This is a genomic window from Rhodopseudomonas palustris (assembly GCF_013415845.1).
Taxonomy (GTDB): Bacteria; Pseudomonadota; Alphaproteobacteria; order Rhizobiales; family Xanthobacteraceae; genus Rhodopseudomonas; species Rhodopseudomonas palustris_F.
This window is the reverse complement of the sequence record NZ_CP058907.1, coordinates 3,808,040-3,831,951: the sequence shown is the minus strand read 5'-3', so window position 1 is coordinate 3,831,951 and position 23,912 is coordinate 3,808,040. Positions and strand designations below refer to the sequence as shown.

20 protein-coding genes are annotated in these 23,912 nt (G+C 65.3%); 12 read left to right on the top strand and 8 right to left on the bottom strand.

Annotated elements, in window-relative coordinates; genetic code table 11:
* Window positions 1-70: 70 nt before the first annotated feature.
* The 3 genes from HZF03_RS17510 to HZF03_RS17500 form a co-directional block, all read right to left on the bottom strand.
* Window positions 71-820, bottom strand: a complete 750-nt coding sequence (locus HZF03_RS17510) for an SDR family oxidoreductase (protein WP_119017237.1) — start codon at window positions 818-820, stop codon at window positions 71-73.
* A 139-nt stretch (window positions 821-959) separates the two neighbouring features.
* Entirely contained in the window at window positions 960-1,694 is a 735-nt protein-coding gene (locus tag HZF03_RS17505; RefSeq protein WP_119017236.1) for an SDR family oxidoreductase, read from the bottom strand.
* Window positions 1,695-1,827: 133 nt separating this feature from the next.
* On the bottom strand, window positions 1,828-3,636 hold the full coding sequence (locus HZF03_RS17500; RefSeq protein ID WP_119017235.1) for an IlvD/Edd family dehydratase: 1,809 nt from the start codon (window positions 3,634-3,636) through the stop codon (window positions 1,828-1,830).
* A 236-nt stretch (window positions 3,637-3,872) separates the two neighbouring features.
* On the opposite strand from HZF03_RS17500, the gene HZF03_RS17495 reads away from it, so the two are divergent.
* From HZF03_RS17495 to HZF03_RS17465, 7 genes are all read left to right on the top strand, one after another.
* The gene (locus HZF03_RS17495) at window positions 3,873-4,937 is read left to right on the top strand and encodes an ABC transporter ATP-binding protein (protein WP_119017234.1); all 1,065 of its coding nucleotides are present in this window, start codon (window positions 3,873-3,875) and stop codon (window positions 4,935-4,937) included.
* Between the two features lie 76 nt (window positions 4,938-5,013).
* Window positions 5,014-6,339, top strand: a complete 1,326-nt coding sequence (locus HZF03_RS17490; protein WP_119017233.1) for an ABC transporter substrate-binding protein — start codon at window positions 5,014-5,016, stop codon at window positions 6,337-6,339.
* 217 nt (window positions 6,340-6,556) lie between these two features.
* Complete coding sequence (locus tag HZF03_RS17485; RefSeq protein ID WP_011159010.1) at window positions 6,557-7,510, top strand: carbohydrate ABC transporter permease; 954 nt, start codon at window positions 6,557-6,559, stop codon at window positions 7,508-7,510.
* Entirely contained in the window at window positions 7,503-8,429 is a 927-nt protein-coding gene (locus HZF03_RS17480; protein WP_011159009.1) for a carbohydrate ABC transporter permease, read from the top strand. The genes HZF03_RS17485 and HZF03_RS17480 overlap by 8 nt, the downstream gene beginning before the upstream one ends.
* 176 nt (window positions 8,430-8,605) lie before the next feature.
* Window positions 8,606-9,592, top strand: a complete 987-nt coding sequence (denD, locus tag HZF03_RS17475; protein ID WP_119017232.1) for a D-erythronate dehydrogenase — start codon at window positions 8,606-8,608, stop codon at window positions 9,590-9,592.
* A 294-nt stretch (window positions 9,593-9,886) separates the two neighbouring features.
* Window positions 9,887-11,056: an acetyl-CoA acetyltransferase gene (locus HZF03_RS17470; protein ID WP_011159007.1), complete on the top strand. Its 1,170-nt coding sequence runs from the start codon at window positions 9,887-9,889 to the stop codon at window positions 11,054-11,056.
* A gap of 21 nt (window positions 11,057-11,077) precedes the next feature.
* Complete coding sequence (locus tag HZF03_RS17465) at window positions 11,078-12,604, top strand: AMP-binding protein (RefSeq protein WP_119017231.1); 1,527 nt, start codon at window positions 11,078-11,080, stop codon at window positions 12,602-12,604.
* Between the two features lie 219 nt (window positions 12,605-12,823).
* Here HZF03_RS17465 and HZF03_RS17460 read toward each other — a convergent pair whose 3' ends face one another.
* Entirely contained in the window at window positions 12,824-13,708 is an 885-nt protein-coding gene (locus HZF03_RS17460; RefSeq protein WP_119017230.1) for a hotdog fold domain-containing protein, read from the bottom strand.
* A gap of 207 nt (window positions 13,709-13,915) precedes the next feature.
* Between HZF03_RS17460 and HZF03_RS17455 the strand changes: the two genes are divergently transcribed.
* The 3 genes from HZF03_RS17455 to HZF03_RS17445 all read left to right on the top strand — a co-directional run bounded on the left by HZF03_RS17455 (window position 13,916) and on the right by HZF03_RS17445 (window position 16,798).
* Window positions 13,916-15,118: a CaiB/BaiF CoA transferase family protein gene (locus tag HZF03_RS17455; RefSeq protein WP_119017229.1), complete on the top strand. Its 1,203-nt coding sequence runs from the start codon at window positions 13,916-13,918 to the stop codon at window positions 15,116-15,118.
* 181 nt (window positions 15,119-15,299) lie between these two features.
* The gene (locus HZF03_RS17450) at window positions 15,300-16,436 is read left to right on the top strand and encodes a thiolase family protein (protein WP_119017228.1); all 1,137 of its coding nucleotides are present in this window, start codon (window positions 15,300-15,302) and stop codon (window positions 16,434-16,436) included.
* Window positions 16,433-16,798, top strand: a complete 366-nt coding sequence (locus tag HZF03_RS17445) for a Zn-ribbon domain-containing OB-fold protein (protein ID WP_119017227.1) — start codon at window positions 16,433-16,435, stop codon at window positions 16,796-16,798. The genes HZF03_RS17450 and HZF03_RS17445 overlap by 4 nt, the downstream gene beginning before the upstream one ends.
* A 55-nt stretch (window positions 16,799-16,853) precedes the next feature.
* On the opposite strand, the gene HZF03_RS17440 is transcribed toward HZF03_RS17445, so the two are convergent.
* The 4 genes from HZF03_RS17440 to HZF03_RS17425 all read right to left on the bottom strand — a co-directional run bounded on the left by HZF03_RS17440 (window position 16,854) and on the right by HZF03_RS17425 (window position 21,188).
* Window positions 16,854-17,408 (bottom strand): hypothetical protein, encoded by a 555-nt coding sequence (locus HZF03_RS17440; RefSeq protein WP_011159001.1) that lies wholly within the window; start codon window positions 17,406-17,408, stop codon window positions 16,854-16,856.
* 120 nt (window positions 17,409-17,528) lie between these two features.
* Window positions 17,529-19,595 carry a TRAP transporter permease gene (locus HZF03_RS17435; RefSeq protein WP_119017226.1) on the bottom strand — a complete coding sequence of 689 codons (2,067 nt, stop codon included), beginning with the start codon at window positions 19,593-19,595 and terminating at the stop codon, window positions 17,529-17,531.
* A 27-nt stretch (window positions 19,596-19,622) separates the two neighbouring features.
* Window positions 19,623-20,783 (bottom strand): TAXI family TRAP transporter solute-binding subunit, encoded by a 1,161-nt coding sequence (locus tag HZF03_RS17430; RefSeq protein WP_119017225.1) that lies wholly within the window; start codon window positions 20,781-20,783, stop codon window positions 19,623-19,625.
* Window positions 20,784-20,966: 183 nt separating this feature from the next.
* On the bottom strand, window positions 20,967-21,188 hold the full coding sequence (locus tag HZF03_RS17425; protein WP_011158998.1) for an acyl-CoA carboxylase biotin carboxyl carrier protein subunit: 222 nt from the start codon (window positions 21,186-21,188) through the stop codon (window positions 20,967-20,969).
* Between the two features lie 278 nt (window positions 21,189-21,466).
* Here HZF03_RS17425 and HZF03_RS17420 point away from each other — a divergent pair, with 278 nt between their 5' ends.
* Window positions 21,467-22,432 carry an IclR family transcriptional regulator gene (locus HZF03_RS17420; RefSeq protein WP_042441194.1) on the top strand — a complete coding sequence of 322 codons (966 nt, stop codon included), beginning with the start codon at window positions 21,467-21,469 and terminating at the stop codon, window positions 22,430-22,432.
* Window positions 22,341-23,900, top strand: a complete 1,560-nt coding sequence (locus HZF03_RS17415; RefSeq protein ID WP_119017224.1) for an acyl-CoA carboxylase subunit beta — start codon at window positions 22,341-22,343, stop codon at window positions 23,898-23,900. The genes HZF03_RS17420 and HZF03_RS17415 overlap by 92 nt, the downstream gene beginning before the upstream one ends.
* Window positions 23,901-23,912 lie beyond the last annotated feature (12 nt).

Genomic DNA, 23,912 nt, shown 5'->3' with positions numbered 1-23,912 from the left:
CAACCTCGGGATTCCGGGTTCGCTCGCTGACGCGAGCGCCCCGGAATGACGTGTTGGGGCATGCGCGAGCTCAATACGTCGCGCGTCCGCCGGAAATGTCGAACACTGCGCCGGTCGAGAACGCGCAGTCTTCGGACGCCAGCCATGCCACCAGGGCGGCGACTTCTTCCACCAGCACGAAGCGGCCCTTCGGGATCTTCGACAGCATGAAATCGATATGCTGCTGGGTCATCTGGTCGAAGATCGCGGTGCGCGCTGCGGCCGGCGTCACCGCGTTGACCGAGATGTCGTAGGACGCCAGCTCCTTGCCGAGCGACTTGGTCAGCGCGATCACGCCGGCCTTCGAGGCCGAGTAGTGCGCGGCGTTCGGGTTGCCTTCCTTGCCGGCGATCGAGGCGATGTTGACGATGCGGCCGTATTTATGCGCGATCATCGACGGCACCACCGACTTGCAGCACAGAAACGGGCCGTCGAGGTTCAGCTTCAACACCCGTTGCCACTCGGCGTAGTCGGTCTCCCACACCGTCTTGTTGACGCCGGCGATCCCGGCATTGTTGACCAGGATGTCGATCTTGCCGAACGCCTGCAGCGTTACGTCACGGGCGCGGTCGACCGCAGCAGGATCGGTGACATCGACCGCGACGGCGATCGTTACGTCGTCGCCGATCTCCTTGGCGGTCCGCTCGGCCAGCGCGAAGTCGTGGTCCCACAGCGCCACCTTGGCCCCCGATGCAACGAACCGCTCCGCGATCGCCCGCCCAATCCCCTGCGCCCCGCCGGTGACCACGGCGCAGCGGTGGTTGAGGTCGATGGTGTTCATGGCTGCAGTGTCCTCTGATCCTATTCGGCAACTCCGTCATTGCGAGCGAAGCGAAGCAATCCAGGACTACGAGCACTGAACTGGATTGCTTCGTCGCTTCGCTCCTCGCAATGACGATCTTCGATCCCAGCGAAAGGATTCACAACGTCCAACCGCCGTCGATGATATGCGCGACGCCAGTGGTGAAAGCGCTTTCGTCGGAGGCGAGGTACACTGCCAGCGCGGCGATCTCTTCGGCGTTGCCGAGACGGCCCATCGGTTGGCGCGACACGAACATCTCGCGCCCCTGCGGCCCGAGCGCGGCGGCGCGGCCGAGCATTGAGGGGGTTTCGATCGTGCCCGGGCAGATCGCGTTGCAGCGGATACCACGGGTGATGAAATCGACCGCGACCGCGCGCGTCAGCGCCGCCACCGCGGCTTTCGTTGCGCCATAGACGTAGCGGTTCGGCGCCGCTTTGAAGACGCCGGCGGCCGACGAGATGTTGACGATCGAGCCGCGGCCCGCTTCCAGCATCGCGGGCAGAAACGCACGGATGGTGCGGTGCATCGACTTGACGTTGAGGTCGAACGAGAAATCCCAATCCGCATCCGAACAGTCGAGCACCGTGCCGTGATGCACGAAGCCGGCGGCGTTGAGCAGAATGTCGACGGTGCCGGCCTCTCGGGCGATCGCTTCGACTGCCGCGGTGTCGCGGACGTCGAGCTTCGCGGTCCGCGCAATGCCGTGCTCGGCGAGTGAGGCAAGCCCGGCGTCATCGATATCGGTCGCGAACACCTCGGCGCCCTCGCGCGCAAACGCAATCGCCGATGCCCGCCCAATCCCCGCCGCCGCCGCGGTGACGAACGCGCGTTTGCCTTTCAGGCGGTCGGTCATGCTGTTTCCTCCCGACGACGTCATGGCCGGGCTTGACCCGGCCATCCATCGTTCTTCGTGTGATGATGGATGCGCGGGTCAAGCCCGCGCATGACGATCTTAACGGGGCATTTGCGTGCCCGAGCCACTCTCATCAATGATTATGCCGCGCCACGCCGACGGCGCCGGCGATGTTCTGGTAGCGGGTGGCGAACTCCATGCAGGCGCCGGTGGCGTGCTGGCCGACCGTGGAGCGATACAGCTCCTGCCACGGCGTCTGGTGCTTCGGATAGGCGAAGCCGCCATGCGCGGCGAGATCGGCGCGGCGCTGCTTCAACTCCTCGTCCGAGATCAGGATGTCGGCGCTGCCCTTGTTGAGGTCGATGCGAACCTTGTCGCCCGTCTTCAGCAGTGCCAGCCCGCCATTCGCAGCGGCTTCCGGCGTCGCGTTGAGGATCGACGGCGAGCCCGAGGTGCCGGACTGGCGGCCGTCGCCGATGCACGGCAGCGAGTGGATGCCGCGTTTGATCAGCGCTGCCGGCGGCTGCATGTTGACTACTTCGGCGCCGCCCGGATAACCGATCGGGCCGGTGCCGCGCACGAACAGGATGCAGTGCTCGTCGATATCGAGCGCCGGATCGTCGATGCGGTGGTGATAGTCCTCCGGCCCTTCGAACACGATGGCGCGACCTTCGAACGCGTTCGGGTCCTTCGGATTGGACAGATAGCGCTCGCGGAACTCGAGGCTGATCACGCTGGTCTTCATGATCGCGGAATCGAACAGATTGCCGCGCAGCACCAGGAAGCCGGCGTCGTGCACCAGCGGCGTGTCGTAGCGATGGATCACCTCGCCATCGGGGGCGGGCGCGCCCGCGCAGTTCTCGCCCATGGTCTTGCCGTTCACCGTTAGCGCATCCTGGTGGATCTTGCCGTGGCGCATCAATTCGCCGACGACGGTCGGCACGCCGCCGGCGCGGTGATACTCCTCGCCGAGATAGAGGCCGGCGGGCTGCAGATTGACCAGCAGCGGAATCGCGTGGCCGACGCTCTGCCAGTCGTCGATCGACAGCTCCACGCCGACGTGGCGGGCCAGCGCGTTGAGGTGGATCGGTGCGTTGGTCGAGCCGCCGATCGCCGAATTGACTACGATGGCGTTCTCGAACGCTTTGCGCGTCAGGATGTCGGACGGCTTCAAATCCTCCCACACCATCTCGACCGCGCGCACGCCGGTCTCGTAGGCGATCTGGCCGCGTTCGCGATACGGCGCCGGGATCGCCGCGCAGCCGGGCAGCGACATGCCGAGCGCTTCGGCCAGCGAGTTCATCGTCGAGGCGGTGCCCATGGTGTTGCAGTGCCCGACCGAGGGGGCCGAGGACGCCACGATCTCCATGAACTGTTCGTAGTCGATTTCGCCGGCAGCGAGCCGCTCGCGCGACTTCCACACCACCGTGCCGGAGCCAGTGCGCTCGCCATTGTGCCAGCCGTTGAGCATCGGCCCACCCGACAGCACGATCGCCGGAATGTTGACAGTCGCAGCCGCCATCAGGCAGGCCGGTGTGGTCTTGTCGCAGCCGGTGGTCAGCACCACGCCGTCGAGCGGATAGCCGAACAGCACTTCGACCAGCCCGAGATAAGCGAGATTGCGATCGAGCGCGGCGGTCGGCCGCTTGCCGGTTTCCTGGATCGGATGCACCGGGAATTCCATCGCGATGCCGCCGGCCGCGCGGATGCCTTCGCGCACCCGATGCGCCAGATCGAGATGATGCCGGTTGCACGGCGACAGATCGTTGCCGGTCTGAGCGATGCCGATGATCGGCTTGCCGGACTGCAGTTCCGCGCGGGTCAGTCCATAGTTCAAATAGCGCTCCAGATAGAGCGCGGTCATTCCCGGATTATGCGGATCGTTGAACCATTCGCTGGACCGGAGTTTGCGCCGGGGGGTACCGGCATCGTGCTTCGTCATCGTGTCTCCCGCACTGCACACATCCTTGCAGCGGATGTTTTGAGCGCCTTAGCTGAGCATGGAACGGCGCGCATGCTGGCATGTCGTACCGCGCTACGCAATCGGCGTAGTGTGATCACGCTGGACTAATTTGCGAGCGCGACAGCGGCGAAATATTCTGCTAAGAGTTGCGTCAACATAAGTCTCGCGCCGGCGGCAACGACCGCAGCAAATGGCGGGACATCGGGAGGTGCTGGATGGCGTCGGTGCAGATTCACGACGTGCGTAAGTCTTTCGGCGGCTTCGAAGTATTGCACGGCGTGACTGTTCCCATCGAGGATGGTGAGTTCGTCGTTCTGGTCGGCCCGTCCGGCTGCGGCAAATCCACTTTGCTGCGGATGCTCGCAGGGCTGGAGAAGATCACTGCCGGAACGATCTCAATCGGTGAGCGCGTCGTCAACGACGTGCAGCCGAAGGAGCGGGACATCGCCATGGTGTTCCAGAACTACGCGCTGTATCCGCACATGACCGTCGCCCAGAACATGGGCTTCTCGCTGAAGCTGCGCGGCGCCGATCAGAAGACCATCGACAGCAAGGTGCAGCGGGCGGCTGACATCCTCGATCTCGGCAAGCTGCTCGACCGCTATCCGCGCCAGCTCTCCGGCGGCCAGCGCCAGCGCGTTGCCATGGGGCGGGCGATCGTGCGCGATCCTCAGGTGTTCCTGTTCGACGAGCCGCTGTCGAACCTCGACGCCAAGCTGCGGGTGGCGATGCGCACCGAAATCAAGGAGCTGCATCAGCGGCTGAAGACCACCACGGTCTACGTCACCCACGATCAGATCGAGGCGATGACGATGGCCGACAAGATTGTGGTGATGCAGGACGGTATCGTCGAGCAGATCGGCGCGCCGCTCGACCTGTACGACCGGCCCGACAATAAGTTCGTGGCCGGCTTCATCGGTTCGCCGGCGATGAACTTCCTCGACGGCACGCTGAAAGTGAATGGCGGCCAGCCTTACGTCGAGACCGCCAGCGGCGCCAAGCTGCCGATCGCCGCGGCGCCAGCGAACGGCAATGGCCGCGCGGTGTCCTACGGCATTCGCCCTGAGCATCTCGACTTTGCAGATAGTGGCATCCCGGCCGAGGTCGCGGTGGTCGAACCGACCGGCTCGGAAACCCAGATCGTGGCCCGGGTCGGAAATCAGGAAGTGATCGCGGTTTTTCGCGAGCGGCATCCGGTCGGGCCCGGCGATCTGATCCATCTGCAGCCGCGCGCCGACGTCGCGCATCTGTTCGACAAGGAGAGCGGCCGGCGGATCTAGAGCGTCAGAGACGAAAACGAGAATTGGTCGATCAACGAACCAATGCACAAAGCGGAACATAGGGAGTGAACGACAGATGACGGACTTTACCCTCGATCGCCGCACGTTGTTGAAGGGTGGCGCGATCACGTTGGCCACGGTAGCGACGATGTCCGCCGAGCAGTTGCTTGGTTACGCCAAGGCCTGGGCGCAGGCCTCGCCGTGGAAGCCCGAACCGGGCGCCAAGATCAATCTGTTGCGCTGGAAGCGGTTCGTCGAAGCCGAAGACGTCGCCTTCATGAAGATCGTCGATGCCTTCCAGAAGGCCAACAACGTCACCATTAACGTCTCCAACGAGTCCTACGACGACATCCAGCCGAAGGCGTCGGTCGCCGCCAACACCGGGCAGGGGCTCGACATGGTGTGGGGCCTGTACTCGCTGCCGTTCCTGTTCCCGAACAAATGTACCGACGTCAGCGACGTCGCCGATTATCTCGCCAAGAAGTGCGGCGGCTGGAGTGACTCCGGCAAGGCCTACGGCATGTACAACGGCAAGTGGATCGGCATTCCGGTGGCGGCGACCGGTGGTCTGGTCAACTACCGGATCAGCGCGGCCGAGAAGGCCGGCCACAAGGAGTTTCCGAAGGATCTCGCCGGCTTCTCTGATCTGGTGAAGGGCCTGAACAAGAACGGCACGCCGGCCGGGATGGCGCTGGGCCACGCCTCGGGCGACGCCAATGGCTGGCTGCACTGGGCGCTGTGGGCGCACGGCGGCGCGCTGATCGACAAGGACAGCAAGGTCGTCGTCAATTCGCCTGAGACCGCCAAGGCGCTCGAATACGTCAAGGGGCTTTACGAGAACTTCATTCCCGGCACCGCGTCGTGGAACGACGCCTCCAACAACAAGGCGTTTCTCGCCGGCCAGCTCTATCTGACCACCAACGGCATCTCGATCTACGTCACGGCGAAGAAAGACAACAAGGAGATGGCGGCGGATATCAACCACGCGCATCTGCCCGCCGGCCTCAACGGTAAGACCCGCGAGCTGCATCTCGGCTTCCCGATCCTGATCTACAACTTCACCAAGTTCCCGCAGACCTGCAAGGCATTCACCGCTTTCATGATGGAGCCGGAGCAGTTCAACCCGTGGGTCGAGGCGGCGCAGGGCTATCTGTCGCCGTTCCTGCTCGACTACGAGAAGAACCCGATGTGGACCGCGGACCCGAAAAACACGCCGTATCGCGACGTCGCCCGCACCGCCTCGACGCCGGCCGGCGACGCCCAGATGGGCGAGAACGCCGCCGCTGCGATCGCCGACTTCGTCGTGGTCGACATGTTCGCCAACTACTGCACCGGCCGCGAAGACGTGAAGACCGCCATGAGCAGCGCCGAACGTGCGGCGAAGCGGATCTTCCGGGCGTGAGGCTTTGAGACCGGGAGGCAGGCGTGCGCATCGGCCTCCCGTTTAGACCGGAATGACCACCTCTCTTTTGTCATTCCGGGGCGCGCGCAGCGCGAGCCCGGAATCCATAACCGCCGCCGGGAGTATGGATTCCGGGCCCGCGCCAAGAGGCGCGTCCCGGAATGACGAACATGTAGGCCGGTATAAGTCACGGCTACGACCGGCGGATGGAGTTGGAATGAGCACACTCGACACATCGGCTTCCTTACGAGCGAGCTCCGGCCCCTCCGCCTGGCAACGCCTTCGCACCAGCCGCAACTTCATCGCGCTGTGGTTCATGCTGCCGGCGGCGGCGTTCCTGATCCTGTTTCTGGCCTATCCGCTGTTTCTCGGGGTGTGGATGAGCTTCACCGACGCGCGGATCGGGCGCGGCGGCGTGTTCATCGGGGTGGAGAACTACGAGTGGCTGTGGGACGACAGCATCTTCTGGTTGTCGGTGTTCAACACCATTCTGTACACGGTGGTCGCCAGCGCGATCAAATTCGCGGTCGGCCTGTACCTGGCGTTGCTGCTGAACCGCCACATGCCGTTCAAGGCGATCATCCGGGCCGCGGTGCTGGTACCGTTCATCGTGCCGACCGTGCTGTCGGCGATCGCGTTCTGGTGGATTTACGACTCGCAGTTCTCGATCATCTCCTGGTCGCTGATCAAACTCGGCGTGATCGAGCAGAACATCAACTTCCTCGGCGACAGCAATTGGGCGCGCGCATCTGTGATCTTCGCCAATATCTGGCGAGGCGTGCCGTTCGTGGCGATTACGCTGCTGGCCGGCCTGCAGACGGTGTCGCCGTCTCTGTATGAAGCGGCGACGCTGGATGGCGCCACCGCGTGGCAGCGCTTCCGCTACATCACCTATCCGCTGCTGACGCCGATCATCGCAGTGGTGATGACGTTTTCGGTGCTGTTCACCTTCACCGACTTCCAGCTGATCTGGGCGCTGACCCGCGGCGGGCCGGTCAACGCCACGCATCTGATGGCGACGTTGAGCTATCAGCGCGGCATTCTGTCGGGGCGGCTCGGCGAGGGCGCGGCGATTGCCACCGCGATGATTCCGTTCCTGCTCGCGGCGATCGCGATCTCGTGGTTCGGCATGCAGCGCCGCAAATGGCAGCAGGGGAGCGACAATGACTGAGACCACCGCCACCGATCCCCGGCTCGCCGTGAAAGTCGCCGCCACCGTCGCGCAGAGCGACGACAGCGAGGGAATGAGCTATCTGGAGTCGCTGCCGCGCCGGCTGGTGACCCTGTATTTGCCGCTGCTCATCATCCTGGTGGTGCTGCTGTTCCCGTTCTACTGGATGGCGCTGACATCGATCAAACCCGACGAGCAGCTGATCGACATGGAGACCTACAACCCGTTCTGGGTGGTCAAGCCGACGCTGAAGCACATCCAGAAATTGTTGTTCGAGACGCAGTATCCGCGCTGGCTGTGGAACACGATGTATGTCGCGGCGGCCTCGACGGTGCTGTCGATCGGCGCCAGCGTGCTCGCCGCCTACGCGATCGTGCGGCTGCGTTTCCGCGGAGCCGACACCGTGGGCGGCGCAATCTTTTTGGCCTATCTGGTGCCGCCCTCGATCCTGTTCATCCCGCTGGCCTCGGTGATCCAGGCCTATGGACTGTTCGACTCGCCGCTGTCGCTGATCCTGGTATATCCGACGCTGCTGATCCCGTTCTCGACCTGGCTGCTGATGGGCTATTTCAAAACCATCCCGTTCGAGCTCGAGGAATGCGCGCTGATCGACGGCGCGTCGCGCTGGCAGATCCTGGTCAAGATCATCATTCCGCTGGCGGTGCCGGGGCTGATCTCGGCCTTCATCTTCTGCTTTACGCTGTGCTGGAACGAATTCATCTACGCGCTGACCTTCCTGCAATCGACGCCGAACAAGACCGTGCCGGTGGCGATCGTCAACGAGTTCGTCGACGGCGACATCTACAAATGGGGCTCGCTGATGGCCGGCGCCCTGGTCGGCTCGCTGCCGCTGGTGATCCTCTACGCCTTCTTCGTCGAACATTACGTGTCGGCGATGACCGGGGCGGTGAAGGAGTAGAAGGCCCATCAGCGCGGGTTGACTTCCGACCACATTCAAGTTCGTCATTCCGGGGCGCGCGAAGCGCGAGCCCGGAATCCATAACCCCTGCAGGGAGTATGGATTCCGGGCCTGGCCGCCAGCCGGCTTCGCCGACTGACGACCATCCCGGAATGACAATTGAGAGGGGACGTTCCTTGCACATTCTGATACTCGGCGCCGCCGGCATGGTCGGGCGCAAGCTCACCGACCGGCTGCTGGCGGACGGGCGGCTCGGCAGCCGCGAGATCACCCGGATGACGCTGCAGGACGTGGTGGCGCCGGTGCGGCCGCCGCATGCCTCGATCGCGATCCAGGTGGTGACCAGCGATCTCGCCGAGCCCGGTCAGGCGGCGGCGCTGGTGGCGCATCGGCCGGAGGTGATCTTCCATCTGGCGGCAATCGTGTCGGGCGAAGCCGAGGCCGATTTCGACAAGGGCTACCGGATCAATCTCGACGGCACCAAGCATCTGATCGACGCGATCCGTGCAGAGGGCGACGACTATCATCCGCGGCTGGTGTTCACCTCGTCGATCGCGGTGTTCGGCGCGCCGTTCCCGCAAGAGATCGGCGATGAATTCCTGTCGGCGCCGCTGACCAGCTACGGCACCCAGAAGGCGATCTGCGAGCTTCTGATCGCCGACTACACCCGCAAGGGCTTCTTCGATGGCATCGGCATTCGCCTGCCGACGATCTGCGTCCGCCCCGGCAAGCCGAACAAGGCGGCGTCCGGTTTCTTCTCCAACATCATCCGCGAGCCGCTGAACGGCGAAGAGGCGGTGCTGCCGGTGTCCGACGAGGTGATGCATTGGCACGCCTCGCCGCGCTCGGCGGTCGGCTTCCTGATCCACGCCGCGACCATGGACACCGCCGCGATGGGGCCGCGCCGCAGCCTGTCGATGCCGGGGCTGGCCGCCACCGTCGGCGAGCAGATCGCCGCACTGGAGCGGGTTGCCGGCAAGGCTGTGGCTTCCCGGATCAAGCGTGAGCCCGATCCGACCATCATCGGCATCGTCGCCGGCTGGCCGCGCAACTTCTCGACCGACCGCGCCTTGAAGCTCGGCTTCACCACCGCGGAAAAGACCTTCGACGACATCATCCGCATCCACATCGAGGACGAATTGGGCGGCAAGTTCGTGGCCTGACCAATGCACACCTCATCGCCGGGCTTGCTGTTCAGCCCGGAGACATGACCTACGGGTGTTCGGAGACATAGTCGACGCGTCATAGTGGCTGGATTTGGCGGTTGGAGGCCCGGGCCTTCGCCGCGCCGAAGGGGCTTCGGCCCCGCAGGCGGGTCAAGCCCGGGCAAGGCGGGAGGGCGGCAGCGGTTTCGCATTCGCCCGGCCACCATGCGGTGAACGGGGATGTCTTTATCTGATGGTCATCCTGTAATAAATGCGAGTTCGAGTTTCATCGACCTTCGAGGAGAAAACGCCATGACTGCCAGCATCGTTGGATGGGCCCATATGCCGTTCGGCAAGTTCGACGCCGAAACCGTGGAAAGCATGATCGTCCGTGTCGCCACCGAGGCGATCGCCGACGCCGGGATCGCGGCCTCGGACGTCGACGAAATCGTGCTCGGGCATTTCAATGCCGGCTTCTCGCCGCAGGACTTCACAGCCGCGCTGGTGCTGCAGGCCGATCCGGCGCTGCGCTTCAAGCCGGCGACGCGCGTCGAGAACGCCTGCGCGACCGGCTCGGCCGCCGTGCATCAGGGCATCCGCGCGATCGAAGCGGGGGCCGCCAAGATCGTGCTGGTGGTCGGCGTCGAGCAGATGACCCGCACCCCGGGGCCGGAGATCGGCAAGAACCTGCTGCGCGCCTCGTATTTGCCGGAGGATGGGGACACGCCCGCCGGGTTTGCCGGAGTGTTCGGCATCATCGCTCAGAAGTACTTCCAGAAATATGGCGACCAGTCCGACGCGCTGGCGATGATCGCCGCCAAGAACCACCACAACGGCGTCGCCAACCCCTATGCGCAGATGCGCAAGGATTTCGGCTTCGAGTTCTGCCGCGCCGAAGGGGAGAAGAATCCATTCGTCGCCGGGCCCTTGAAGCGCACCGACTGCTCGCTGGTGTCGGACGGCGCCGCGGCGCTGGTGCTGACCTCCGCCGAGAATGCCAAGGCGATGGGTAAGGCGGTCAACATCCGCGCCCGCGCCCATGCGCAGGACTTCCTGCCAATGTCCAAGCGCGACATCCTGCAGTTCGAAGGCTGCACCGTCGCCTGGCAGCGTGCGCTGGAGCAGGCCGGCGTCACGCTGAACGATCTGTCGTTCGTCGAGACCCACGATTGCTTCACCATCGCCGAACTGATCGAATACGAAGCGATGGGCCTGACGCCGAAGGGGCAGGGCGCCCGTGCGATCAAGGAGGGCTGGACCCAGAAAGACGGCAAGCTGCCGATCAATCCGTCCGGCGGTCTCAAGGCCAAAGGCCATCCGATCGGCGCCACCGGTGTGTCGATGCACGTGCTGAGCGCGATGCAGCTGCTTGGCCAGGCGCCGGAAGGCATGCAGATCAAGGATGCCAAGCTCGCCGGCATCTTCAACATGGGCGGCGCGGCGGTCGCCAACTACGTGTCGGTGCTCGAACCGGCCAAGTAACCGACAGCCGGGGGGCGGGGGATGAATCTGGCGGAATGGCTTGCTGCGAGTGCCCGGCTGCGGCCGGGCGCTCCGGCGCTGCTGACGGGCACCACGGTCGATGCCGACTATGCGACGTTCGCGTCGCGCGCGGCATCGTTCGGCGGGGCGCTGGCGCGCGATTACGGCATCGCGCCCGGCGACCGGGTTGCTTTGTTCGCGCATAATTGCACGCGCTATCTCGAAGCGCTGTACGGCATCTGGTGGGCTGGCGCGGTCGCGATCCCGATCAACGCCAAGTTGCACGGCAAGGAGGTCGCCTGGATCTGCAGCAATGCGGAGGCCAGGCTCGCGCTGATCTGCGACGACACCGCCGACACCTTCAACGAAGCCTCATGCGATCTGCCGCCCGGCCTCGCGGTGCTGGCGATCGACAGCGACGGCTTCGATCGCGCGCGTAGTGGCGCGGGTAGCAAGGCGCCGGTCGCGCGCGACGATGACGATCTCGCCTGGCTGTTCTACACCTCCGGCACCACCGGCCGGCCCAAGGGGGTGATGCTCAGCCACGGCAATCTCGTAGCGATGTCGCTGAGCTATCTGGCCGATGTCGACGCGGTGACGCCCGAGGATGCGGCGCTGTATGCGGCGCCGATCTCGCACGGCGCCGGGCTCTACAACATGATCCACGTCCGGTTCGGCGCGAGGCATGTCGTACCGGAGTCCGGCGGGTTCGATCCGGACGAGGTGCTCAGCCTCGGCAAGCAGCTCGGCAACGTCGCGATGTTCGCGGCGCCGACCATGATCAAGCGGCTGGTCGAAGCCGCCAAGCGTCGCGGCGAAACCGGCGAGGGGCTCCGCACCATCGTCTATGGCGGCGGCCCGATGTATCTCGCCGACATTCGCGAGGCGCTGAGCGTGATGGGCCAGCGTTTCGTGCAGATCTACGGCCAGGGTGAATCGCCGATGACGATCACCTCGCTGAAGCGAGCGCTGCATGCCGACGTCGATCATCCGCGCTATCTGCAGCGGCTCGCCTCGGTCGGCACCGCGCAGAGCGTGGTATCGGTGCGGATCACCGGTGCGGACGGAGAGGTGCTGCCGGCGGGCGAGACCGGCGAGATCGAGGTCAAGGGCTTAACCGTGATGCTCGGCTATTGGAACAATCCGCAGGCCAATGCCGAGACGCTGAAGGACGGCTGGCTGCGCACCGGCGATGTCGGGCGCCTGGATGAAGATGGCTTCCTGACGCTGTCGGACCGCTCCAAGGACGTCATCATCTCCGGCGGCACCAATATCTATCCGCGCGAGGTCGAGGAGGCGCTGCTGACGCATCCGGCTGTGCGCGAAGTGTCGGCGATCGGTGTCGCCGATCCGGAATGGGGTGAGAACGTCGTCGCCTGCGTTGTGCTCACCGACGGCGCCGCGGCTGACGACGCCACGCTCGATGCCCACTGCCTCGCCACCATCGCCCGCTTCAAGCGCCCCAAGCGCTACGTCTATCTCGACGCGCTGCCGAAGAATAATTACGGCAAGGTGCTGAAGACGGAGCTGCGGAAGATCGTGAAGTAATTCGGCAACAACTTCTGATTCTCCTCGTCATGGCCGGGCTCGTCCCGGCCATCCACGCCTTCGGGCCATCGCGAATTCAAAGGCGTGGATGCCCGGCACAAGACCGGGCATGACGAACTGATAGGTCCGAGAATGCCAAGGTCGCAAGATGCTGGAGGCAACCCTCCGCCGTCATCGCGAGCCACCGGGTTGGTGCGACATCAACGATGCGGTCGCCGCCTAGCGCATCACCCCCACCATCGCCGGACGATCGTCGCCGTCGATCCAGAGCCCGAAGGTAGTGCCGTCGTCGTTCGAAGCCTCGCGCAGCGATGCGCTCCGGCCGAAATACACCGGGCCTTTCAGCCACAGATCGAGCTGCGTCGGCTGTTCCGGTGTCGGCGCGAGGTGCCCGAGGCATTGCGCCGCGATGCGCTGCGGGTGGGCCGAGGCGGCGGCAAAGCCGGTGGCGCGGGCGTAGATATCGACGAGGTGCAGCGGATTGTAGTCGCCGGTCAGCGCGGCCCAGCGCAGCCGCTCGCCGCCATCGACGGTCCATTGCGTGAGTGGCGGCAGCGACGGATCGATCGGGGGCGAGGCCATCGGCGCGCCATCATCGGCGCCGTGGCTCGCCGGCCCGTCGAAGCGGCCGCGATAGTAGAACGTGGTGATGCTCTGCCACGGGCAATCTCCGCCCTGGATCAGTTGCGCCAGAACGTCGAGCTCGATGCCCTTGTCGTGCACCCGCCACCCTATCGCCCGCACGATCAGGTCGGACGCAGCGTCGAGCTTGATATCGCCGCTGCGGATCAGCCGGTTGCGGAGCTGCAGCGCGCGCCAGATCGGCAGCGGCCAGTCCCGACACATCAGCAGCGCCATCGTCAGCCGGAAACCGGTGACATGCGGCGCCAGCAGTATCAGGCGGTCTGCCGTCGCCGCATCGTCGCGGCCCGCAGCGCGCTGCAAGGTCGCCAGCGCAGCAGGACCGATCTGATAGCCGCGCCAGATGAAGCTGAAATCCGGGAAGCCGTCTTTCGGATTCCAGCCGCGCGATGGCGCGAAGGCGTTCAACATCAGCGCCGGGCCGAACGGCGGCGCGGTGTAGGTCTCATGATGGGTGGTCATTGCCGCTCGTCTCCGCCCCAAAGTGCGCGAAGTCAACGGCTGGCCGGCCTGTCGGTCAATGAGGGCCGTCAAAACCTTCCGCACCGCGGAGTTTGCCCCGCATGGCGCTATGCCGGACGCTGGCTTGATCTCGGCGAGCCGGTCCCGTTACATCGCCATGACGGTGCCGATCATGAGTGCCGCGAACCAGGGATGCGAAGCGCCGCGATGGGGCCACTGGCGGGCACGACAATCGTCGACATGACGTCGGTGCTGATGGGCCCTTACGCCACCCAGATGCTCGGCGACTACGGCGCGGACGTCATCAAGATCGAATCTCCGGACGGCGACGTCACGAGGCAGATCGGCCCGGCGCGGCATCTCGGCATGGGGCCGGTGTTTCTCAACGCCAACCGCAACAAGCGCAGCATCTGCCTCGACCTCAAGCACGACGCCGGCCGCGCCGCCGCGCTGCGGCTGATCGCGCGCGCCGACGTGCTGGTCTATAATGTTCGCCCGCAGGCGATGGCGCGGCTGCGGCTTGGCTATGACGATGTCGTGCCGCTCAATCCGCGCCTGATCTATGCCGGCGTGTTCGGCTTCGGCCAGGATGGGCCGTATGCGGCCAAGCCCGCTTACGACGATCTGATCCAGGGCGCCACCGCTTTGCCGGCGCTGAATGCGCGGGTCGGTGACGGCACGCCGCGCTACGTGCCGAATGCACTGGTCGATCGTATCGTCGGGCTCACCGCGGTCGGCGCGATCTGCGCCTCGCTGGTGCATCGGGATCGCACCGGCAAGGGCCAGCGGCTCGACATCCCGATGTTCGAAACCATGGCGAGCTTCGTGATGGGCGATCACATGGGCGGCCTCACCTATGAGCCGCCGCTCGATCGCGGTGGTTACGCGCGGCATCTGTCGCCGGACCGCCGGCCGTATCAGACTGCGGACGGCTACATCTGCGCGATGGTCTATAACGACAAGCAGTGGATCAGCTTCCTCACCGCGGTTGGCCGCGACGATCTGCTCGCCGACGACCGCTACACCAGCTTCGCCCGGCGCGCGGTGAACATCGACGTGGTCTATGCCGAGCTGGCGCGGATCTTCCTGACGAGGACCACGGAGGAGTGGGTGACGCTGCTCGACGAAGCCGACGTGCCGGCGATGCGGATGCACGATCTCGAAAGCATCCTGCATGACCCGCATCTGGTCGCGACGGATTTCTTCCCCGTCGTCCAGCATCCGACCGAAGGCACGATCCGCGACATGAAGGTCTCGGCGACCTGGTCGGACACCAAGGTCGAGCGCCAGCGCTTTGCGCCGCGGCTCGGCGAGCACGGTGCCGAGGTGCTGCGCGAGGCGGGTTATGGCGACGGTGAGATCGCGGCGCTGGCGGAATGTGGGGCCGTCAGGTTGCCGGAAGCGAGCTGAAGAAAGTAACGCGTTCGGTGCGAATTTTCCGAAAGTCTCTCGTTCGTCATTCCGGGGCGCCGCGAAGCGGCGAGCCCGGAATCCATAACCACCGTCGGCGAGTATGGATTCCGGGCTCGCGCCAAGAGGCGCGCCCCGGAATGACGAACGCGATGGGGTTTGTAACAGGCAGGCGGCGACCATGAGCTACATCACTGGCGTCGGCCTCACCCGGTTCGGCAAGATCGATGGTTCGACCACGCTCAGCCTGATGCGGGAGGCGGCAGAGGCGGCGATTGCGGATGCGGGGCTGAAGCGCGGCGACATCGATGGGCTGCTGTGCGGCTATTCGACCACGATGCCGCACATCATGCTGGCGACGGTGTTCGCCGAGCATTTCGGCATCCGGCCGAGCTATTGCCACGCGGTGCAGGTCGGCGGCGCCACCGGCATGGCGATGGCGATGCTGGCGCATCAGCTGGTCGAGAGTGGGGCGGCCAAGAACATCCTGGTGGTGGGCGGCGAGAACCGGCTGACCGGGCAGAGCCGCGACGCCTCGGTGCAAGCGCTGGCGCAGGTTGGTCACCCGATCTACGAGGTTCCGCTGGGGCCGACCATCCCGGCCTATTACGGCCTGGTCGCATCGCGCTACATGCACGACCACGGCGTCACCGAGGAAGACCTCGCCGAGTTCGCGGTGCTGATGCGCAGCCACGCGATCACCCATCCCGGCGCGCAGTTTCACGAGCCGATCAGCGTCGCCGAGGTGATGGCGTCGAAGCCGATCGCCTCGCCTCTGAAGCTGCTCGATTGCTGCCCGGTGTCCGATGGCGGCGCCGCGCTGGTGATCAGCCGCGAACCGACCACCGAACATCGTATCAAGGTGCGAGGCTGCGGTCAGGCCCACACCCATCAGCACGTCACCGCGATGCCGGCGGATGGGCCGTCCGGAGCGGAGCTGTCGATCGCGCGAGCCTGGGCGGCAAGCGGCGTCGGAATTGCCGACGTGAAGTATGCTGCCGTGTACGACAGCTTCACCATCACGCTGCTGATGCTGCTCGAAGACCTCGGGCTTGCAGGCCGAGGCGAGGCGGCGGCGCGGGCGCGGGACGGCTACTTCTCGCGAACCGGCGCGCTGCCGCTGAACACCCACGGCGGCCTATTATCCTACGGCCATTGCGGCGTCGGCGGCGCGATGGCGCATCTGGTCGAGACGCATCTGCAGATGACCGGCCGGGCCGGCGACCGTCAGGTGCGTGATGCGTCGCTGGCGCTGCTGCACGGCGATGGCGGCGTGCTGTCGTCGCATGTCAGCATGATCCTGGAGCGGGTGCGATGAGCGAAACAGCGGTCACCGATTGGACCTGCGGAGAGCGGGCGATCTCGTATCAGCGCTGCGGCGGCTGCGGCGCGGTGCAGTATTTCCGCCGGGAGTTCTGCGCGGCCTGCGGCAGCGAGGACCTGACCACAACGGTCGCGAGCGGTGAGGGCGTGGTCTGCGCCGAGACCCTGGTGCATCGCGCCGCCACCGCCGAGGCGCGTGCGCATGTGCCGTTCAAGATTGTGCTGGTCGATTGCACCGAAGGATTCCGAATGATGGCGCATGGCGCCAATGATCTGGTGATCGGCGATCGCGTCCGCGCCGGGTTCACCACCTTCACCGGCCAATTGGTGCCGATGTTCGAGAAGCTGCCGGGCTGATCATCAGAAAGCGGCGGGCCATTCAGCGCCCGCCGCGCTCGGACGTCGCGGATCGTCAGCCGCACCACACCCGGACGACGCGCTGGGTGGTGGGATCGAGCTCGACATTGCCGCGGTCGGTCCGGTAGTCGCGAGTCAGCACGTCGCCGGTGTGATAGACGCGGAGCAGTTTGCCGGTCAGGTCGCATTCCGATGATGTCGCGGTGAAGATCAGCCACGGGATCGGATCATCGTCGCCGCGAAACAGTGAGATCGCCTGTGCGAGTTCTTCGGCGTCGCCGAAGGTCGCTTCCCGGGTGCTGCTGCGGGCGTGGATGCGGACGCCGCGGAGCGCCTTGCCCGGGCCCCAATAATCGGCGGGATCGCGCGGGATCGTCGCCTCGCCGACGATCGGCGTGATCACCGGCAGCACGACCCCGGTTGGTGCATCGGCGACGAAATCGAAGTCCTGAATGCCGTCGTCCGGTGGCCGGATGTAGAACCACGGTGACAGCCGCGGCTGCTTCCATCCAGAGGTCGGCACTGTGCCGTGCGTGACGATGTGAATTTGCGGAGGCTTGGTCTTGACCAGGCTGAGCTCAACCGAAGTGACTTCCAATACACGTTGCATTGCAAAGCTCCTTGGTTTGAAACGCCAGGATGCTCAACCAATGCGGGTGGTGTGTCTAGGGAAATCAACCGAGATGCCGCTGCGGCGCCGGTGCTGATACCGGCGCCGCAGCGGGGAGTGTTACACGACGGGACGCGCCAAACGCTGGCCGCCGTCGCCCCGGCGGACCAGAAGCAACGCGATCGCCAGGGTTGGGACCAGCAGGCACAGCCCAAGCGAGGTGACTTGCACCTGCGACAGCGGATTGATGCCGCCGCCCGGCGTCGCCAGCACGAAGCCGCCGATCACCAGCGCGACGCGCAGCGGCCATTCCAGCGCGCCGGCGCGGCGCAGATTGCCGATGCCGACCTGATAGCCCTGGATGCCGCCGCAGATGCACAGCGTGCCCGCCGCCGCCAGCGTCAGCAGGCCAAGCGCTGCGAGATACGGGTCCGGGCCCTGCAGCACCAGCGCCGGGTTCATCACGAAGAAGAACGGGATGAAGTAGATGATGCTGCCCACCCACATCGACTCCCACCCGGTCTTCATTGCCGGAGATCCGGCGATGCCGGCCGCGGCGAAGGAAGCGATCGCGACCGGTGGCGTGATCGACGACAGCATGCCCCAATAGAAGATGAACATGTGCACCGCCATCCGGTTCAGCCCGAGCTTCTCCAGCGCCGGCGCCACCAGGATCGCCAGGAAGATGTAACAGGCGGTGGTGGTGAGGCCGAGGCCGAGGATCAGGCTGGTGATCGCGCACATCGCCAGCAGCAGGAAGGCATTGTCACCGGCCAGCCGCAACAGATCGGCTGCGAGGCTGGAGATCACGCCCGTCATCGAGAATGCGCCGATCAGCAGGCCGCAGCCGGCCAGGATGCCGATCAGTTCGACGAAGGTGCGGCCGTTGACTTCCAGGAAGCGGACGATGCTGCCGAGGGTCCAGCGGGTCTCCTTGGAGAAGATCTGGTTGAGCACCAGCAGCAGCGCGGTGGCGTAGAACGGCGCGTGGCTCTCGCGCTTGAAGTACAGCAGCATGACCACGAGCAGCGCGATGACGAAGGCGTAGTACCAGCCTTCCTTCAGCGTCTGCCACAGGCTCGGCAGTTCCGAGCGCGGAATGCCTTCCAGCCCGTGCCGCGCCGCGTAAGCGTCGACCTGCATGAACAGGCCGATGTAATACAGCGCCGCCGGCACGATCGCCGCCAGTGCCACCTCGGCGTAGGAGACGTTGAGGAACTGCGCGATGACGAAGGCGGTGGCGCCCATCACCGGCGGCGCCAGCACCGCCCCGGTCGAGGCGCAGGCCTCGATCGCTGCCGCGTAGGAGGCGCGGAAGCCGCTCTTCTTCATCACCGGGATGGTCATGGTCCCGGCCGTCAGCACGTTGGAGATGATTGAGCCGGACATCATGCCGAGCAAGGCCGAAGCGAAGATGCAGACCTTGGCGGCGCCGCCGCGGAACGTGCCGCAGATCGAGAACGACAGGTTGATGAAGAACTTTCCGGCGCCGGTCAGCATCAGCGCGGTGCCGAACACCAGAAAGCCGATCACGGTGTCGGCGAAGGCCTGGATCGGAATCCCGAGCAGGCTCTCGCCGGACAGCACGTGATAGGCGGTCGCCTGTTCCAGCGTCGATTGCGAGCCGCCGAGCGGGCCGAGCCAGCGCGCGCCGGCGAACAGCGGATACACGGTGAACGGGAAGATGCAGAGCAGCAGGCTCCAGCCGCCGGTGCGGCGCAGCGCCTCCATCAGCAGCGCCCACATCACCAGGCCGGCGATGAAGACGTGGGTCGGCGCTCCGCCGAATTCCCATCCGGCCTCCGCCGCCTTGCGGATGGTGCTCATCAGCACCAGCGCCGCGCCGATCGTCAGCACGAATAGTGCGACGTCGTACAGTGGGATACGATCCAGCCGCGCCGTCGATGTGCCCGGGAAGATCAGGAAGGTGAACGGCAGCATCAGCGCGATCAGGAGGTAGAAGTACTCCGTGTTGAGCTGGGTGTAGCCGATGAAGAATCGCAGCGAGAATTGCTGGTTGATGCACAGCAGAATGGTGGCCGCAGCGGCGGCCACCAGTGCCCAGCGCCAGAAGCCCTGCAGGCTTCGCACCCGCGTGACCTCGGCTTCCTGCATGTTGTCGACCGAATGCGGATCGTCGAGCACAATCCGTTTGGTCGGGCGGGCGGCGGATTCAGCAGCGCGCATGGTAATGTCCCCCGACGTGACGATGCGTTACTGCTCGAACCCGTTCGGCAAGTTCGCCCGCTTCAGCGCTGCGGCGCGCGCCGTCATCCAGCCATCGCGGAATTCCTGATCACCGGACGGCGCCGCGGCTGCGTACTGCTTCCACGCCGCGGCCAGCACCTCCTGCCGCTTGATCAGCCCGTCATTGTGAGTCTGATCCTCGGCGGTCCACTGGCCGGCTTCTTTCAGCGCCTTGACGGCGCCGGGATGGAACGGCACCACCCATTTCATGGTCTGGGTTTTCACCGCGAGGCCGGTGGCGCCGGGCGCGTTGTCCTTGTAGGCGTCGTAATCGACGATCATCGCCTTGGTGATCGAGTACACCTGATCGGCGGACTGCGTCGCGTACACGGTGGCGATCGGGTAGGGGTAGTTCGACAGCTCGATCGGCTTGCCGGGCTGGTGCGCGGCGCCGCAGCTCGACATCGCCGGATTGAAGAACGGCGCGACCTTCTTGACGCGTTCCCACGCTGCCTTGTCGGCATGCGGCATCGGCGGCCAGATCAGGCCGCGCGGCGAGTTCTCGGCCTCTCGTGCCGGACCGGTGATGGTGGTGCCAAATGCGGCGTCGACATCGTTGTTGACCAGCCCCTTCCACATCGCGCCGTAGCTGGCGAACTCGACGATCTTGACGTCGTCCTTGGTCAGGCCGCCATAGGCCATGATGCCGAGCGCATTCTGGTTGAGCGCCGGCGAGCCGACCACGAAGCCGACGCGCTTGCCGCGCAGATCCTTGACCTCCTTGACGCCGATGTCGGCGGCGACGCCGAGCGAGGAGCCGTTGCAGTCGACGACGCTGAGCGTGATCTGCAGCGGCTGCGGGCCCCATTCCTTGGCGCCGAACTCGAACACGCCCTCCTGCGCGAAGTAAGTGCCAGATCCCATCCAGGCGAGTTGGGCGCGGCCGTTGCGGAGCGGGGCGAGGCGGGCGACGTCGTTGCCGGCAGGCAGCACGCGAACGTCGGTGCCGTGCTTGTCCTTCATCATCTTGCCGACCGCGACCGCGATGTTGAAACCGGCGGTGCCGGTGTCGTACGCAGTGAATGCCATCGTGGTTGGTAGCTTGATGTCGTCGGCACGCGCAGCGGTTGTAGTGATCAGCGCGCAGCCCACGGCGAGCGCCGCGAGCGGACCGAAACGTCCCGTCATGTTTCTCTCCCGAACGCATCCGCTTTGCGGATTGCTTTGTTATCGGGCGAGCATGTCACTGCAGTTGGGTGATGGCAACGCAGTGTCGGCGTCGTCTGCACACGACATCGCCGCCGGATGATGCGACATTACGTCCCGGCGAGCGACGATGTTGGTACGTTGCGTGACGTTTGTGCGCGGCAGCTAGCTTTCGATCACCGCGACGAGTTGGCCTTCGGCAACGACATCGTCGAGTGCGACGTGCAGCGACTTCAAGGTTCCGTCAGCCGGGGAGGCGACGGGGATCTCCATTTTCATCGCTTCAACAAAGACGATGTCGTCGCCTTCACCGACGCCGTCGCCGATCGACAGCGGCAGCGCGCAGACACGGCCCGCGACTTCGGTGACGATCTTGATCTCGGCCATCGGTGTTCCTCCGTTGTTTGTTGTTGGCGGCGCCGGGTTCCGCTGCTGCGGCTGAAGGCAAAAATCTTGCGCTGAGTGGTTGCGCGTGGGGCCTTGCGCGGCGTCAAGCGATGTTGTCGGCGCAATTTGCCTGATGTAGCTTTGTCTTCAAGCGGAATTATATTCCGCCTAGCGAAACTAGAAGACGTAACAAGAAACCAAGAACGTAAGATGTGCCGGGTCGGGAAGTTGGGCACTCCCGGTGCATCGGGCATCATAACCACGCAGGATAAAAAGACATGGGACGACGCTCAGAACGACTCTGCAGGCAGGGGGATGTGGCCGGTGATGGCGATGTGATTCAGGTGGTGTCGCGCGCGTTCGACGTGCTGCGCTGCTTCGAAGGCCACGACGTCCGGCTCGGTAATCTCGAAATCTCCAACCGCTGCGGCTTGCCGCGCTCGACGGTGTCGCGCCTCACCCACACCCTGACCCGTATGGGCCAATTGGTGTATCTGCCGCGCGACCAGAAGTATCGCATCGGCCCCTCAGCGGTCGCGATGAGCACGTCGATGACCCGCGGCCTTCAGCTGCGCAATCTGATCCGCTCGCGCCTGCAGGAGGTCGCCGACCAGATTCCCGGCACCATCGGTTTCCTGATCCCGGACCGCTTCCATCTGGTCTATCTCGAATTTGCCCGCGCGGCGCACGCGCTCGGCCTGCATTCGACCACCGGCAGCCGCATCTCGATCAGCCGCACCGCGGCCGGTCACGCCTACGCGGCCTCGCTCGACGACAACGTCGCGGCCGCGCTGGTGGCGGAGATCCAGCGCGAAGCGCCGGCCGATGCGGCGCTGCTGAGCGAGCGGATCGAGGCCGATCGCGCGATGCTGCGCGAGCGCGGCTACGTGGTGTCGTGCGGTCTGTTCAGCCCGCACATCAACGGCATCGCCGTGCCGATCTGGTCGCCGCAGTACCAGACCTATGTGATGGTGACGATCGGCGTGCTGGCCGCGATGTACGACGAGCAGCGGCTGCATGATGAAGTCGCGCCGATGCTGCTCAAGCTCGCCGGGACGATCGAACCGCTGGTGCAGAATGCGGATGGCGGCCTGGTCGCGGTGCGTCCGGCCGGAAACAATAACAAGAAGACGATCAGGCCGGAGGGAATGAATGAGTTGGAAGCCGGAGCTCGACGAGCTGGCCCGGCGCGAGAACTTCGCGCAGCAGATGGGCGGCATCGACAAGGTCAAGCGCCAGCATGACCAGGGCCGGCTCACGGTCCGTGAGCGCATCGATCGGCTGAGCGACGCCGGCAGTTTCCACGAGATCGGCGCCGTCGCCGGTCTCGGCGAATATGACGCCAATGGCGAACTGATCAATCTGACCCCGGCGAACTGCGTGTTCGGCCGGGCGAAGATCGATGGCCGCACCGTGGTGGTGGTCGGTGACGATTTCACCGTCCGCGGCGGCTCGGCCGATGCGTCGATCCACGCCAAGCCGCAGATGGCGGAGGAGATGGCGCACGACTATCGGCTGCCGATCATCCGCGTGATCGAAGGATCGGGCGGCGGCGGGTCGGTGAGGACGATCGAGAGCAAAGGCGCCGCCAATCTGCCCGGCGGCGTCGATGGCACCCGCTGGTACTGGTACACGACGGCGAACCTTGCGCAGGTGCCGGTGGTCGGTCTCGGGCTCGGCTCGGTCGCGGGTCTCGGTGCGGCGCGGCTCGCCGCCAGCCACTATTCGATCATGACCCGCAATTCGGCGATGTTCGTCGCCGGACCGCCGGTGGTGGCGCGGCTAGGCCAGGATCTCACCAAACAAGAGCTCGGCGGCGCCGACATTCAGACCCGCGCCGGCGCGATCGATCATGCGGTCGACACCGAGGAAGAAGCGTTCGCCTGTGCGCGGCGCTTCCTGTCTTACTTGCCGTCGTCGGTGCACGAACTGCCGCCGACGCTTGCGTGCGACGACGATCCGGAGCGTTCCGACGAGAAGCTGCTGAAGGCGGTGCCGCGCAATCGCCGCCAAGTTTACAAGATGCGGCCGATCATCGAGTCGGTGGTCGATCAGGGGTCATTCTTCGAAATCGGCTCGGCGTTCGGTCGTTCGATCATCACCGGTCTCGCGCGGCTCGACGGGCGGGCGGTGGCGCTGCTGGCCGGCGATCCCTATCACTACGGCGGGTCGTGGACCTCCGACACCTGCCAGAAGGTCATTCGCTTCGTCGACCTCGCCGAGACCTTCCATCTGCCGGTGGTGTATCTGATGGACTGCCCCGGCTTCATGATCGGACTGGAGGCGGAGAAGTCGGCGACGATCCGCCATGGCGTCCGCGCGATGACGGCGGTCAACCAGTCGACCGTGCCGTGGTGCACGATCATCGTCCGCAACGCCTTCGGTGTTGCCGGCGTGGTGCATCAGCCGGCGAACCGGTTCTCGATGCGCTACGCGTGGCCGTCGGCGTATTGGGGCTCGCTGCCGCTCGAAGGCGGCATCGAAGCGGCCTACCGCGCCGACCTCGACGCGGCGGAGGATCGCGACGCCAAGATGCGCGAGATCGAGGAGCGGCTGAACAAGCTGCGCTCGCCGTTCCGCTCGGCCGAGAAGTTCTGGGTCGAGGAGATCATCGATCCGCGCAAGACGCGTTCTCTGCTGTGCGAATTCGCCCGCCTGGCCGAACCGCTGCGCAAGCCCGGTGTCGCGACCGGGATGCGGATGCGGCCGTAGTCTTCGAACCTC

Excerpts from the sequence above, each read along its gene's own strand:
- HZF03_RS17510 (WP_119017237.1), bottom strand. The coding sequence starts at position 820 with ATGAACACCATCGACCTCAACCACCGCTGCGCCGTGGTCACCGGCGGG.
- HZF03_RS17505 (WP_119017236.1), bottom strand. The coding sequence starts at position 1,694 with ATGACCGACCGCCTGAAAGGCAAACGCGCGTTCGTCACCGCGGCGGCG.
- HZF03_RS17500 (WP_119017235.1), bottom strand. The coding sequence starts at position 3,636 with ATGACGAAGCACGATGCCGGTACCCCCCGGCGCAAACTCCGGTCCAGC.
- HZF03_RS17495 (WP_119017234.1), top strand. The coding sequence starts at position 3,873 with ATGGCGTCGGTGCAGATTCACGACGTGCGTAAGTCTTTCGGCGGCTTC.
- HZF03_RS17490 (WP_119017233.1), top strand. The coding sequence starts at position 5,014 with ATGACGGACTTTACCCTCGATCGCCGCACGTTGTTGAAGGGTGGCGCG.
- HZF03_RS17485 (WP_011159010.1), top strand. The coding sequence starts at position 6,557 with ATGAGCACACTCGACACATCGGCTTCCTTACGAGCGAGCTCCGGCCCC.
- HZF03_RS17480 (WP_011159009.1), top strand. The coding sequence starts at position 7,503 with ATGACTGAGACCACCGCCACCGATCCCCGGCTCGCCGTGAAAGTCGCC.
- HZF03_RS17470 (WP_011159007.1), top strand. The coding sequence starts at position 9,887 with ATGACTGCCAGCATCGTTGGATGGGCCCATATGCCGTTCGGCAAGTTC.
- HZF03_RS17465 (WP_119017231.1), top strand. The coding sequence starts at position 11,078 with ATGAATCTGGCGGAATGGCTTGCTGCGAGTGCCCGGCTGCGGCCGGGC.
- HZF03_RS17460 (WP_119017230.1), bottom strand. The coding sequence starts at position 13,708 with ATGACCACCCATCATGAGACCTACACCGCGCCGCCGTTCGGCCCGGCG.
- HZF03_RS17455 (WP_119017229.1), top strand. The coding sequence starts at position 13,916 with ATGGGGCCACTGGCGGGCACGACAATCGTCGACATGACGTCGGTGCTG.
- HZF03_RS17450 (WP_119017228.1), top strand. The coding sequence starts at position 15,300 with ATGAGCTACATCACTGGCGTCGGCCTCACCCGGTTCGGCAAGATCGAT.
- HZF03_RS17445 (WP_119017227.1), top strand. The coding sequence starts at position 16,433 with ATGAGCGAAACAGCGGTCACCGATTGGACCTGCGGAGAGCGGGCGATC.
- HZF03_RS17440 (WP_011159001.1), bottom strand. The coding sequence starts at position 17,408 with ATGCAACGTGTATTGGAAGTCACTTCGGTTGAGCTCAGCCTGGTCAAG.
- HZF03_RS17435 (WP_119017226.1), bottom strand. The coding sequence starts at position 19,595 with ATGCGCGCTGCTGAATCCGCCGCCCGCCCGACCAAACGGATTGTGCTC.
- HZF03_RS17430 (WP_119017225.1), bottom strand. The coding sequence starts at position 20,783 with ATGACGGGACGTTTCGGTCCGCTCGCGGCGCTCGCCGTGGGCTGCGCG.
- HZF03_RS17425 (WP_011158998.1), bottom strand. The coding sequence starts at position 21,188 with ATGGCCGAGATCAAGATCGTCACCGAAGTCGCGGGCCGTGTCTGCGCG.
- HZF03_RS17420 (WP_042441194.1), top strand. The coding sequence starts at position 21,467 with ATGGGACGACGCTCAGAACGACTCTGCAGGCAGGGGGATGTGGCCGGT.
- HZF03_RS17415 (WP_119017224.1), top strand. The coding sequence starts at position 22,341 with ATGAGTTGGAAGCCGGAGCTCGACGAGCTGGCCCGGCGCGAGAACTTC.